Source organism: Arthrobacter antibioticus (genome assembly GCF_030063205.1).
Taxonomy (GTDB): domain Bacteria; phylum Actinomycetota; class Actinomycetes; order Actinomycetales; family Micrococcaceae; genus Specibacter.
In genome coordinates, this window is record NZ_JASISQ010000004.1 from 228,184 (window position 1) to 241,582 (window position 13,399).

Consider the following 13,399-nt stretch of genomic DNA (forward strand, 5'->3'; position numbering starts at 1 on the left):
ACTGATTTGGATACCATCCCAAGCATGAATTTTCTTCACCGCACCCGGCACTCCGCCTTGGCGGCCAGCACCTCGGGGCCCAACGCCTCAGCCTCAGCCCCTGAGTCCGCTGAGGTCACTGAGTCCGCTGAAGTCACTGATTTACAGGCCACGGTGGTTCCAGCACGTCCGGATCCTTATATTCCACTGCACGGGAACACCAGCTACTCGATGGTGCATTACGAGCTTGATTTGGAAGCCCGGCTTGCCGGCAACCAGCTCACGGGCCGTGCCATTATGACTGCACGAGCACTCGTGGCTTTGACACACGTTGAACTTGATCTCACAGGCTTGGGCATGGACAAAGCAACTGTGGACGGAGCCCGGGTGGTTAAACATTCCCACCGCAACGGGAAACTGCAGTTACTCCTGCCTGTTCCTGTGCAGGCGGGGGCGGAATTCACTATGGACATCCGCTATAGCGGGATCCCATCACCTGATAACGATCAATGGGGCGATGTTGGTTGGGAAGAACTGGACGACGGCGTGTTGGTCGCCGGCCAGCCTACAGGGGCGCCCACGTGGTTCCCTTGCAACGATAGGGCCGATAACAAGGCTTCGTACCGCTTTACCATCACCACCGACGCCGACTACACGGCTGTGTGTAATGGGACGCTTGTGTCCCACACAAGGAAATCCAGTCGGGAAACATGGGTGTACGAACAGCTGGCACCCATGGCCCCCTACTTGGCCACGCTGCAGATCGGCCGCTACAAACTATTGAGGCTGCCTGAGAGTAAAAACGGAACAAAGCTACCCATTACAGTGGCTGTGCCCAAAAAATTGCAAGCTCAGGCTGCGGTTGCTTTGGCCAGGCAGCGAGAGATGGTGGATGTTTTCGCAGCGAACTTTGGCCCGTACCCGTTTGAGACGTATACGGTGGTGGTGACCGAGGACGAACTGGAGATTCCCTTGGAGGCGCAGTCCCTATCCATTATCGGCAGCAACCACCTGGACACCGGCTGGGAGTCCCAGCGGCTGATTGCCCACGAACTCTCACATCAGTGGTTTGGCAACTCATTAACCCTGACATCGTGGTGTGACATCTGGCTGCACGAAGGTTTTGCCTGCTACGCCGAATGGCTGTGGTCCGAAGACAGCGGGTCAATGAGTGTTGCCGAACGTGCAACCGCTGCGCATGAAAAACTACAATCAGAGCGCAACAACCTGGCAATCGGCGATCCTGGTCCGAGGGACATGTTCGATGACGCCGTTTACAAGCGCGGAGCCTTGGCCCTGGAAGCCCTCCGCACTACCGTCGGCGACACCCATTTCTTCGCTCTACTGCAGCGTTGGGTGGCGGAAAACCGCCACGGATCGGTCACCACGGCGGGATTCATAGCGCTAGCTGACCGAGTATGTGCCACTGTGCAGGGATTCTCGGCCGCTGACGTTTTAGCACCGTGGCTATACCAACAGCCACTGCCACCATTGGCACACCACTAAACGCCCCAGCTAAATTTTACCGCTGACGCGCAAAGCGACAGCTCCGGCAAAGTCCTTGGGTAGGCCGCACTCCCCCGGAGCAAGATCCCACACATCGGTTTTAGCATCTGCGCCTGTTACTGCCTCTTCTAATTCTGGGTAGGCCATGATGTCACGCGGATCGGTGCGCAGACCCAAACCCGTGACTTTAGCCAACGCTTCTTTCCGGGCCCACGTTCTGGCCCGCCACTGATCCTGCGTCGCTGGCTCCAGCTGAGCGAGAGAGAACTTTTCGGCGGCGCTCAGCGCCACGTCGTCGTACCCGGCAAAGACCACCGCGGGGATGTGTTGAACATCGATGCCGAGGCCGATCCCGGCTCTAGGAATCATGGCTCTAGGAATCATGGCTATAGGAATCAAGGCTGTAGGAATCATGGCTGTAGGGATCATGGCTGCCAGTGCCCAACCGTGACTGCGGGAGAAACTAATTGACACGGGCGCAGGTACGCCCCCGAGCTGGTAGCCGGGGCGGCCATGGGAAGAGAGCGGACTCGCAGAACAATCGGGGCAGTTATAGTCTGCCACGAGTGCACGCGGGTCAACCTGAAGCAATTGCGCAGCCATTAGGCGTTGCACCACGCGTCCGGCAATGAAGTCATGACGCGTTGCAGCATTGACAATGGAAGCGGCGCGGAAATGTTCAGCAGGGTCCAAGAGTGTGGCCAAATTTTTATCCACCTGTGCCAAGTCAAAGGCCTCCACGGCAACGTGCTCGCGCGCAAGTACGTCAAACCCTATTCCGTTCATCCCCGCTCCACCTTCCGTTCATACAGAGTTTTTTCTTTGCCACTACGCTCAGGCCATGACTGAACCACACCCGGAATTCACCGGTTTTAGTGTTATTGACAGCGACGACGACGATCCCATCCTGTTGGCGCCGGACGGCTCCCAAGTTGACACGTGGCGCCACGGCTACCCGTATGACGCCCGTCTGGAGAGGGAGGTTTACGACGTTGAAAAGCGGTTGCTGCAAATTGAACTTTTAAAGCTTCAGCAATGGATCAAGGCTACCGGGCGGCGCGTAATAATCTTATTTGAGGGCCGTGATGCCGCAGGTAAGGGCGGTACCATCAAACGCTTCACCGAGCATTTGAATCCTCGCGGCACACGCGTGGTTGCATTGGAAAAGCCCAGTAAGCGTGAGTCTACTCAATGGCATTTCCAGCGTTATGTGGCACACCTGCCAAGCTCTGGTGAAATGGTGTTATTCGATAGGTCTTGGTATAACCGCACGGGCGTTGAACGGGTCATGGGTTTTTGCACCAAGGAGCAGTATGAGGAATTCATCCGCCAGGCCCCAGCGTTTGAGCGCATGCTTGTCAATGACGGAATGACTGTGGTGAAGTTCTGGTTTTCCGTCACCCAAGCCGAGCAACGCACCCGTTTCATCATTCGCCAGGTGGACCCCGTACGGCAGTGGAAGCTCTCCCCCATGGATGTGGCCTCGCTGGATAAGTGGGATGCTTACACCTCTGCCAAGGAACGCATGTTTAAAAAAACTGACACACGACATGCACCGTGGACCGTGGTGAAGTCCAATGACAAGAAGCGGGCCCGGTTGGAAGCGATGCGGCATGTGCTCAACCTGTTTGACTACACAGGTAAGGACCATGCGCTGGTAGGGATACCTGATCCACTGATCGTTGGCCCCGCCTCCGCAGTGGTGGGCGAGGGTGAAGAGTTTTAGTTTATTGCACGGGTTGGGCCCGGACGCTGCGCCCACGTTGGGTCCATAGTTGAGCCAACCCCGTCAGAGCAGAATCAGCCGGTACTGCCTGCCTTGAACCGTGTTATGGGTACATTATTGCGCGTCTGGGCAGACTTGCTACCCACTACCCAAACTGGTGGCAGCAAGGAGAGTACAGAGCCACACCGAAAGGTTCAGGCATGATTTCAGGATCGCCTCCATGGGTGCGGCACTCTTACCGTCACAATTTCAAAGCCCGGCCTTGATCTCCTCCACGGCTGCCGTGAGTGCAGCAATAGAGGCAGTGCCCCCGTGCCCTTCGTCCTCAATGATGCGCAATGTGCTCCCCTCCCACTGCTGATGCAATCTCCACGGCGTAATGAGGGGCCCGCTGACATCTAGGCGGCCATGAATGAGGTGACCGGCAATACCGGCAAGTTCATGTACCCGCCGGAGAATTTCCGTTTCACCGCCAAGGAAGCCGTCGTGAGAGAAATAGTGTGTCACAAGCGTGGTAAATGTTAGGCGCTGGCGCTCATCAGCGATCATGGGACCGGGCTGCCGCGGGGCACCAAAGGATATGTGCCAGGCTTCCCACCGGTCCCAAGCCGCAGAAGCCAAGAGCGCATCGCTTCGATCCGGGCCAGCCAATCTCCGGGCGTACGCTTCAACTATTCGTTCCCCCGGCATTTGCCCTGACGCCGCAGCAAACTCATGCCAGGCTTCCGGAAAGATGCGTCCCACACCTTCGGTGATCCAGTTGACTTCTTCGCGGCTTGTTGTTGTCACTGCCATCAGCGCAATTCCCATAACTCGTTCCGGGTGCGCCAATGCGTAGGCCAGCACAAGAGTACTGCCCCAAGAAATACCCGTGACGATCCATTTCTGGATCTCTAAATGTTCACGAACCACCTCAATGTCGGCAAGTAATTGTTGGGTGTTGTTTTTAGAGAGGTTCTCTAAATCATCTTGGACCGCCGGTGTGCTTTTACCGCAGCCACGCTGGTCAATACCAACAGTCCAAAATTCCTCTGGATCGTGTCTTTTACGGTAGCCGCCCGCGCCAAGCGAACTCCCAGGGCCACCGTGAAGATACAAGACGGGAACACCCTCCGGATTGCCTGTTGCTTCCCAATAAATCTCTGCGTTGGGAACGGCAACCCAACCGCTTTGAAAATCTGTGCGCTGATACGTCATCAACCAACTTTAGATCCTCCAACCCTATGATGGGACTCGTCTACCCCCTTGCGCGCTCCCCCATGCCCTAACGCGGTAGCCCCAGCCACCCCAATCCGTCGGCTTCAGCTCGGTAGCCTCCACGTCCGCAATGTCCAGCAAGCACTATGTCTGCAATCCCCAAAACCGATGCACCTCCGTTCCCCCTCGCTTCTTCTGGCACGTAGATAAAAACACCCAAAAGCAGGATCCTGAGCGGGAGCAGCTGCAGAACTTTCGAAGTGACGGTCTTGGACCAGGCGCCCGCCTCCACCAAGGACACCATTAGGACGATCGCCCACCAGCCACGTACCGCGGCACCCATCCCACACCGGAAGACAACCACAAGAGCGGCGACGGCCGGAACTCCCGTCAGGGCAAGCGAGAGTGCCCGCAGTGTGCCCGTTTTCATGGATTCATCTGCTGGTCCATTGCCTGACCAGTGTGAGGCCAGCTCGGCCGGCAATGCGCCCGGGCCGAGCTGGCCACGAAACCACCACGGCCAGCACCGGCAGCAGCACCGTTAGTGCGGCCAAAAGCCGTTGGACCACGTCAGAAGTATTGTCTTTTCCGTGTCATTCGTTTTTAAATCCCCCAATTAGTCGCACAATTTCCTGCTGAGACATCCCCAACTTGCGCGCTTCTGCCATTATTTGTCCTGCCAATTCCGTGACGCCAATGAGCCTTGGACCCCCGTCTTGGTGAACAAACGCACCGGTGCGGATTTAGACCGCTATTTGATCAGCCAGTGACAGTTTTGATCAGCCAGTGAAAGTGCCGAAAAGGCGGCCCCCTTGGCAAGGGAAGCCGCCTCTTCTGTTGTTCCTGGCGCACGTATTTCTAGCACTTATGTTTCCATCCCAGTTACCACGGGTGGATCAGTTGTTAGCACTGCGTGGCGCAGTCATCAGCGCTGGGTGGCGCCGAACCTCTCAACAGCCAGTTCCACCGCTGCGGCGCGGGCGCCTGAGGCTTCATCGGCTGTCAATGTGCGGTCAGCAGCACGGAAACGCAGCCCAAATGCCAGCGACTTGCGTCCCTCGGGAATGCCCGTGCCCTGATAATCATCAAACAAGGCAACATCTTCAAGGAGCACACCGGCGCCCTCGCGCAGGGTTTCCAACACACGCTGTGCCGGAATTTCTACCGGAACCACAAGGGCAACATCCTGAGTAGCAACCGGGAAGGTTGAGATCGGCTTAGCAACAATGACATCTGGTGCCGCAGCAAAGACCTTCTCGGCATTGATTTCCATGGCCACCGAGCGGGCAGGCATGTGCAGGTCCGCAAGCAGCTTAGGATGAAGCTCGCCAGCGTAGCCAACAACCTCTCCGCTGCGTAGCGCAAGCTGTGCAGTGCGGCCCGGATGGAATGCCTGGTGCTCTCCTTGTGAGATCACCAGTTCAACACCCACTACATCGGCCACCAGCACGGCAGCGTCAATGGCATCCGCCCAGTCCCAGGCGCGTGGGGTATGGGCGACAGCCGCGGGTGAATCTTTTCCTGTGAAGAGCGCGCCCATGGTCAATGGCTGGTACGGAATGCCCTCATCCAAGGCATCCAGAACCTCATCTGTTGGCTTGACACCCAGAGGTGGGATCGAAGGTGAACCCATCACACCCGAGGGCAAAAATACAAGACCTGATTCAAATAATGCAAGATCATGGAATCCGCGCGAGTGATTACGCTTTGCAATCTCAATCAGCCCAGGCAGTACCGAGGTCCGCAAGTACCCAAATTCCTCACTCAACGGGTTGGCAAGCTTCACCGCTGCGCGTGCTTCCCCTGCCTTCGCCACACCAAAGGTCTCATTGGAGGTCTTTGATACGAACGGGTAAGCCAGAACTTCTGTCAGGCCTGAGTGGGCTAATGCTTGCACAGTGCCGCGGCGCTGCTGCTGGGTGCGGGAGTAGCCCCGGCCCGGAGGTGCAGTGGGCAGTGTGGAAGGGATCTGCTCGTAGCCCACCAGGCGGACTACTTCCTCCGTCAGGTCTTCCTTGGTGACAAGGTCGTATCGCCAGCTCGGGGCTGTGACGGAATATCCGCCGTCGACCTTTTCCACTGCGGCACCTAGATCCGTCAGCGAACCGATGATCTGCTCCTGTGAGAAGTCGATCCCGATCCGTGCCGAAGTGAAGCCCAAAGGCAGGAACACGGGACCTGCGACGGCGGGCGTACCAACATCTGTGACAGTGGTCTCCTCGGTACCTCCGGCGAGTTCAACCAGCAGGTTCACGGCACGCTGAGCGCCCACGTGGGCCACAGCAGGATCCACGCCACGTTCAAACCGCTTAGACGCCTCGGAGGGCAACTTGTGACGGCGACGCGAACGGGAAATGGAAACTTCTTCAAAGCGCGCTGCTTCAATAAGGACGTTTATTGTCCCGGCAGTGACCTCGGTGGAAGCGCCCCCCATAACACCGGCAACGCCAAGGGCTCCATTGTCATCGGTGATCAGCAGGTCTTCTGGATTGAGCTTGCGGACCTTGCCGTCAAGGGTTTTTAGCGTTTCTCCGGCCACTGCCCGGCGGACCACAATCTCTCCGGCCAACTTGTCGGCGTCGTAGAAGTGCAGCGGCTGTCCCAGTTCCAACATGACGTAGTTGGAGATGTCCACAAGCAGCGAAATCGAGCGAATGCCCGCTAAACGCAAGCGCGAGGACATCCAGGTGGGAGTCGGCGCGCCAGCATTGACCCCACTGACTGTCCGGGCTACAAAACGATCGCAGCCCTCCTTCCCGTAAATGGGGGCATCGTCAGCTAGCCGCACCCCATATCCGGGTCCGGTAGTTTCCGTGAGCGAAACCAGCGATGCCGGATCGGTGAAGACACTGTCGGTGGCGTGCGCGTATTCGCGGGCTGCGCCACGGATGCTGAACACGTAGCCGCGGTCCGGGGTGACGTTGATTTCCGCAGCTTCATCATCCAGGCCCAGCAACGCTAGCGCGTCGGAGCCCACTTCCGGGTCAAGGCCCAGGGTTGAAAGCACCAGGATGCCATCATGATCCTCGCCAATGCCAAGCTCACGGACGGAGGCGATCATGCCGGCGGAGACATGACCATAGGTCTTACGCGGGGTGATGCGGAAGTCTCCTGGCAGCACGGATCCGGGCAGGGTGACAACAACCTTGTCCCCCACCTCAAAGTTGTGCGCACCGCACACAATGCCCTGTATGCCGGAAGGGTCAATGCCCTCTATGTCCAGGGTCTGCTGCGTGCCTTCGGGCACCACACGAACGGAGCACCAGTTGATGGTTTTGCCGTTGGACTGCGCTTCTGGCTCCTTGGACAACACCTGGCCCACCACAATGGGGCCGCTGAGCTCATCCATGGGACGGTGAACAGCTTCTTCTTCAAAACCAACCTTAACAAGATCGGTCATAACGTCTTCGGCAGTTGCTCCTGCCGGTACCTGCGCATACTCGCGCAGCCAAGTCAGTGGAATACGCACGGACTAAATCTCCATCCCAAAGTGTTCGCTGAAACGTACATCGCCTTCGATCATGTCGTGCATGTCGGCCACTTCGTTGCGGAACATCAAAGCCCGCTCGATGCCCATGCCAAAAGCAAATCCTGAGTAGATATCCGGGTCAATGCCGGCTGCGCGCAGAACATTCGGGTTGACCATGCCGCAGCCACCCCACTCGATCCAACGCGCACCGCCCTTTGCTCCCGGGTGCCAAATATCCAGCTCGGCGGAGGGCTCAGTGAACGGGAAGAAGTTCGGTCGAATCCGAACACGGGCTTCTTCGCCAAACATCTGCCGGGTGAAGTGCTCCAACGTGCCAACAAGATCCGCCATGGACAAGTCCTTATCGATCGCCAGACCTTCGAACTGGTGGAAGACGGGAGTGTGCGTGGCGTCCAGCTCATCGGTGCGGAACACCTTGCCCGGACACAGCACATACACAGGCAGCTCACGTTCCAACAGCGCACGGACCTGCACCGGAGAGGTGTGAGTTCGCATCACCAAATGAGCTTCGGGAGGTTCCACGAAGAAAGTGTCCTGCATTTCCCGTGCTGGGTGGTCCGGGGCGAAGTTCAGTGCGTCAAAGTTAAACCACTCCGATTCCAGCTCGGGACCCTCGGCGATTTCCCAACCCATGCCCACGAAGATATCGCTGACACGATCTTGCAAGGTGGACAACGGATGACGGGCGCCGGCCCGGCGGCGCCGCGGTGCTGCGGTGACATCCACTGTTTCCTCGAGGAGGATACGGGCCGCATCCTCTGCTTCCAGCACTACTGTGCGGGCTGCGAGCGCTTTGGCAACACGGCCGCGTGAGGCGCCCATGATTTTGCCTGCGGCGGCCTTGAACTCTTTGGCGAGTCCACCGATCTCACGGTTGGCCAGGCTCAGCGGCGATTTTTCGCCGGTGTGTGCCAGCCGCGCGGTCTTAAGCCCATCGAGCGTAGCCGCAGCAGCGATGGCTGCGAGCGCGTTCGCAACGGCGGTGCCAATGGCGCCTTCGTCAAGCGGATCCGGGATTACTGCGGTTTCGGTGGTTGATTCGGGCATCTCTGCCGTCTGGTGGGGCATCTCTGACATCTACAGTTTTTACCTAAGCTCGTGTGCGAGTAAGCGGCGGGGTAGCTCCTCCCGCCGCAACCAGTCTAGTTGACTGTGCCTGCGTGTTTTCAATCCTGGGCCGCTCCCTGAGGCAAACTGCGGCCTACTCTTTACCAGCGTCACGTCTCAGGCGTGCCTTTGCCTTGCTACGCTGTGGTTCATGACCACCTCTGCCGCCTCCCACCGTGGAGGTACGACGCCGGTCACTCACCGTGCGCGCTCCACGCACCTTGCCTCATTGTCCCGGTTGGCCGGGCGGAGGCTGGGTTCTGCACGCGTCGGTTCTCTGGCGCTGGGATCTGTAGTGCAGGGATCTGTAGTGCAGGGATCTGTAGTGCAGGGATCTCTAGTGCAGGGATCTCTAGTGGTCGGTTCGCTGGCAGGGTGCTCGCTGATTCCCGGCGGTGTCAGCCACTACGTTCCTGAACCGGCGGTTGTCCTTGACGGCTTTGACTGCCAGGTGGCGGTACCCCGTATGCCAGAAGCACAACAGAAGGATCCGGCGTCGCTCGCTAGAGTGAGTGTTCCCGAGGGCTTCGCGACCTCGCGCGTGGTGCTGGGCAGTCTTGACCTGTATCTGCCAACGGGACCACCGTCAACGGATCCGCCTCTCACGGATCCGCCTTCAACGGTTGCTCCAGAGTCCGTTTACACCGTGGTGGAGGAGCACCTGGACGGGGACTTCCCTGCCTTGTTAGCCGCCTTGGCTGGACTGGCTCTCACTTCAAGCACCAGCCTCTCTTTCCTTCGAGGCCCATCACAGTGAAAGACTTCACACAGTGAGGGTCATCAAGAGCGGGGCAACTGGCTCCGTCACAGCGGCATTGGCTGCCACAGCGCTGCTGCTGGCCGGATGCAGTTCATCGTCCCCCTACCTGCTGGAACACTACTTGCCGGAACCAGCAGCCATCCAGAGCACAGTGGATTGTTCCCTGCCTACAGGGACGGGCACTGATTCCACGGATCCCTCAACGAAACTGATGGGGCGAGTTCCTGAGCAATTTCTCCCAGTAGATGTGGTGCGCTGCACCTTTGAGCGCCAGTTTCCTTCTGCTGATTCAACAACGTCACCGGCTCCGGCAAAGAGCACAGTGCTCCAAGAGCATCTCACTGGCGACTATAGCGCCTTGTTGGCAGCCCTTGCCGAACCCAGTGACAAGGGCGGTGTTGCCAACTGTCTGGACTATGGGGAGCGCTTGCCGGAGCTCTGGCTGGTGAACGGAACAGGCGATGCAGTCCATATTCAGTGGCCGCTGGATAACTGCGGGAAGTCCAAACCGGCAACCGCGAACGCACTCGCGGCACTGGCCATTGCCGACAGCCATACCCTGGAGCCACAGGAGATTAGTTCATGAAAACCTCCCTCCACATCCGTTGCATTGCCAACACCCTTAACTTTTCTACCGGTGCGGGACTGCTCCTGGCCGCGTTAACCCGGACAAGGGTTGAAAAGGGTCCGCAGGGATTGATCTTTGGGACGAATTACCGGCCCAAGCTTCCGTTGGCAGGAGCGTTTACTGTAGGCAACGTGATTTTCTATCGAGCTGACCGGAGGTTCATTGACTCCCGTCCGGATCTGTTGGAGCACGAAGCCGGCCACGCAACACAGTATGCCTGGTGCCTGGGCCTGCCATTCTTACCTTTGTACGCGGCGTGTGCGGTGTACTCCTTGTGGCGTACGGGTGATCCCGGAAGCCGAAACTTCTTCGAACAAAATGCCGGTTTGGCCTTGGGCGGTTACCGTGAGCTACCCACGATCGCTCGGTTGCCGGCGCTACGAAACTATTTCTGCCGCTTCACCTCTTTGAAAACAACTCACCCCAGAGCACCATGGAAAGGGACGCCGTCATGACTGCACTCAACACTTCTGCACACAACACTTCTGCACTGACCTCTTCTGCACTGACATCTTCTGCACTGACCAACACCGTTACCGTCACGGGTCAAGGCACTGTGCAGACGACCCCCGACTATTTCAATATCAACATTGGCATCGAGGCTGCCGCGCCAACTGTGCGCGAGGCGTACGCAAACGCCAGCGAAGCCCTGAATGCAGTCAATGCCGCGCTGCTTGCTCGTGAGGTGTCACGGGATGCGCTTGGCTCGTCGTCACTGGACGTGCGGGCAGATACCAGGTGGCAGGAAGGCACAGGGTCGGTGGTGACTGGTTATACGGTCTCCAGCACGCTGACGGTGGCCCTGCGCTACGACCAAGGCGGCGAAGACATCATTGCCGCCGTTGTAGACACGGGAAATAACAACGTTCGCTTGAATGGGATGAGCGCCATGGTCTCGGACCTCACCGCTGCATATGACGGCGCCCGAACTCAAGCCTGGGCCGATGCTACGCGGGCAGCCGAACTATATGCGCAATTGGCCGGACGTTCGTTGGGTGCCGTGAGCAATATTTGTGAGGGCACCGTTCCTGAGGTGCCACAGCGGTCAACAATGGTGCGCACTGCTTTATCTTCAGATAGTTCAATGACCATAGAACCTGGGCAAAGCAGCGTCTCTATGGCCGTCCAGGTCACCTGGTTGCTGATCTAGTTTCGATCCATTGGTGCCAACCCACATTCAAGAGGAGTATGCAATAGGGGTTATTGGGATGGCGCCTGCGCGGCCCGGGTGATTTACTCACCGGGCCGCGCAGGCGCCATCTATGCCCTGTACTCTGTGCTCTGAGTGGACTACTCACAGCCCAAACTACTGCGCCTAGGAAGCGTCGATCTCGCGCTTGAGAATCTTTCCGGTAGGTCCCTTGGGGAGGGCATCCATGATCATGATCTTGCGTGGATATTTGTAGGCGGCAACGCGGGCCTTGACGAACTCCTTGATGTCGGCGGCGAGCGCTTCCAGATCCTCGGAACCCGCAGCACCTTCCTTCAACGCAACCGCAGCGCAGATCTCTTCGCCGTGGGCGGCGTCGGGCCTGCCCAACACGGCAGCCTCAGCAACGGCAGGGTGCTCGTACAGGACTTCCTCAATCTCGCGCGGGTAAATGTTGTAACCGCCACGCAGGATCATGTCCTTCTTCCTGTCCACGATGAAGTACACACCATCTTCATCCTTACGACCCAAGTCTCCTGTGCGGAACCAACCATCGGGGATCGCAGCAGCAGTTGCTTCCGGATTGTTCCAGTACCCCTTCATCACAAAGGGCCCAGCCACAGCGATCTCGCCCACAGCACCAGGTTCAACGTCGGCACCAGCTTCATCAACAATCCGCAGCTGTGCGCCAGTCACCATAGTGCCAATAGAGCCGGCCTTGCGGATTCCGTCGGTCTGATTGAAGGTGATCACAGGCGAGGTTTCTGAGAGTCCGTAGCCCTCCAACAGCGTGGCCTGGAACGTTGATTCAAATTCACGCAGAATTTCTACCGGCAGCGCTGAGCCGCCTGAGGCCGCCAAGCGCAAACTGCTCAGGTCGTAGTTTTCCCGCCCGGGGGCGCGCAGCAAAGCCACATACATGCTCGGAACGCCTTCAAAGATGGTGACCTTATCGCGCTGAATGATCTCCAAGGCTTTGACCGGATCAAATCTGGGCAGCAGCGTCACTGTTGCTCCGGCCATCACGGATGAGTTCAGTGCGCAGGTCTGGCCAAAGATGTGGAAGAAGGGTAGTCCACCGAATATCACGTCTCCGTCGCTGCTGCCGAAGAGCTTAACCGAGACTTCAGCGTTGCTGCGCAAGTTCTCATGGGTAAGTTCGGCGCCCTTAGGCTTGCCCGTGGTTCCTGAAGTGTAAAGAATGACTGCAGTGTCGTTCTTTTCAGCCTCAGCAACCCCGGCTAACGGCTCAAGCGGCGCCAACAACGTCATGAACGCAGCGTCGATGGAAATGATCGAGGTACCTGTATCTGCAGCTCCAGCTTCAACTTCCCCAATGACGCCTTCCCAAGCGAAAGCCAGCTTGGCTCCTGAATCCTTGAGGTGGTAGGCAACTTCGCGAGACTTTAGCAACGGGTTTAACGGCACGACGATGGCACCATAACGCAGGATTCCATAGTAGATGGGCGGCATTTGAGGCAGGTTCGGTGAAATTAAGGCCACCCTGTCTCCTGGCTCAACACCGCGCTGCGCCAACAGTGCCGCCACCTTGGAGCTAAGCACCTCCAGCGCACCAAAGGAGAGCTCAATGTCATCCAGCTTGATGGCAATCCCGCCGGGATTTCGTGCCGCCGATGCGGGGACGATAGTGGCCAAGTTCGTCATGATTGCTCCTTTGTGCTGAGGGTTCTCCGGCGGCGGGGAAACGATCACTTCTGATCAGGGACCACACCGGCAGTGGGGACTTCAATGTCCCTATGCCTCCACCATATTGCCAATAAGCGTGATTCAGCGCACGGTGCTACTGGCGAGTAGTAAACATTTATATTCCGGTTCTTGATGTAAAATAGAATATA

12 protein-coding genes are annotated in these 13,399 nt (G+C 58.0%); 6 read left to right on the top strand and 6 right to left on the bottom strand.

The annotated features are described in order from the left end of the window. Positions 1-24: 24 nt before the first annotated feature. Positions 25-1,485, top strand: a complete 1,461-nt coding sequence (locus QMG40_RS10860) for a M1 family metallopeptidase (protein ID WP_283531068.1) — start codon at positions 25-27, stop codon at positions 1,483-1,485. A gap of 9 nt (positions 1,486-1,494) precedes the next feature. Here QMG40_RS10860 and QMG40_RS10865 read toward each other — a convergent pair whose 3' ends face one another. Further along, entirely contained in the window at positions 1,495-2,271 is a 777-nt protein-coding gene (locus QMG40_RS10865; protein WP_283531069.1) for a 4'-phosphopantetheinyl transferase family protein, read from the bottom strand. A 55-nt stretch (positions 2,272-2,326) separates the two neighbouring features. Here QMG40_RS10865 and ppk2 point away from each other — a divergent pair, with 55 nt between their 5' ends. Further along, a complete protein-coding gene (ppk2, locus tag QMG40_RS10870) occupies positions 2,327-3,211 on the top strand; it encodes a polyphosphate kinase 2 (protein ID WP_283531070.1) in 885 nt (294 codons plus the stop codon). Between the two features lie 249 nt (positions 3,212-3,460). On the opposite strand, the gene QMG40_RS10875 is transcribed toward ppk2, so the two are convergent. The 4 genes from QMG40_RS10875 to pheS form a co-directional block, all read right to left on the bottom strand. Further along, complete coding sequence (locus tag QMG40_RS10875) at positions 3,461-4,408, bottom strand: alpha/beta fold hydrolase (protein ID WP_283531071.1); 948 nt, start codon at positions 4,406-4,408, stop codon at positions 3,461-3,463. 67 nt (positions 4,409-4,475) lie between these two features. Beyond that, complete coding sequence (locus QMG40_RS10880; protein WP_283531072.1) at positions 4,476-4,838, bottom strand: hypothetical protein; 363 nt, start codon at positions 4,836-4,838, stop codon at positions 4,476-4,478. Positions 4,839-5,333: 495 nt separating this feature from the next. Next, positions 5,334-7,877, bottom strand: a complete 2,544-nt coding sequence (gene pheT, locus QMG40_RS10885) for a phenylalanine--tRNA ligase subunit beta (RefSeq protein ID WP_283531073.1) — start codon at positions 7,875-7,877, stop codon at positions 5,334-5,336. Between the two features lie 3 nt (positions 7,878-7,880). Then, on the bottom strand, positions 7,881-8,975 hold the full coding sequence (gene pheS / locus QMG40_RS10890) for a phenylalanine--tRNA ligase subunit alpha (protein ID WP_459252989.1): 1,095 nt from the start codon (positions 8,973-8,975) through the stop codon (positions 7,881-7,883). Between the two features lie 181 nt (positions 8,976-9,156). On the opposite strand from pheS, the gene QMG40_RS10895 reads away from it, so the two are divergent. The 4 genes from QMG40_RS10895 to QMG40_RS10910 are packed head-to-tail and all read left to right on the top strand — an operon-like array spanning position 9,157 to position 11,543. Continuing rightward, positions 9,157-9,762: a hypothetical protein gene (locus QMG40_RS10895; protein WP_283531074.1), complete on the top strand. Its 606-nt coding sequence runs from the start codon at positions 9,157-9,159 to the stop codon at positions 9,760-9,762. Between the two features lie 13 nt (positions 9,763-9,775). Further along, a complete protein-coding gene (locus tag QMG40_RS10900) occupies positions 9,776-10,351 on the top strand; it encodes a hypothetical protein (protein ID WP_283531075.1) in 576 nt (191 codons plus the stop codon). Next, complete coding sequence (locus tag QMG40_RS10905; protein ID WP_283531076.1) at positions 10,348-10,848, top strand: hypothetical protein; 501 nt, start codon at positions 10,348-10,350, stop codon at positions 10,846-10,848. Before QMG40_RS10900 ends, QMG40_RS10905 begins: the two co-directional genes overlap by 4 nt. Next, positions 10,845-11,543: an SIMPL domain-containing protein gene (locus tag QMG40_RS10910; RefSeq protein ID WP_283531077.1), complete on the top strand. Its 699-nt coding sequence runs from the start codon at positions 10,845-10,847 to the stop codon at positions 11,541-11,543. Before QMG40_RS10905 ends, QMG40_RS10910 begins: the two co-directional genes overlap by 4 nt. Before the next feature lie 165 nt (positions 11,544-11,708). Here the strand turns inward: QMG40_RS10910 and QMG40_RS10915 are convergent, their stop codons facing one another. Continuing rightward, positions 11,709-13,208: a long-chain-fatty-acid--CoA ligase gene (locus QMG40_RS10915; RefSeq protein ID WP_283531078.1), complete on the bottom strand. Its 1,500-nt coding sequence runs from the start codon at positions 13,206-13,208 to the stop codon at positions 11,709-11,711. Positions 13,209-13,399: the final 191 nt, after the last annotated feature.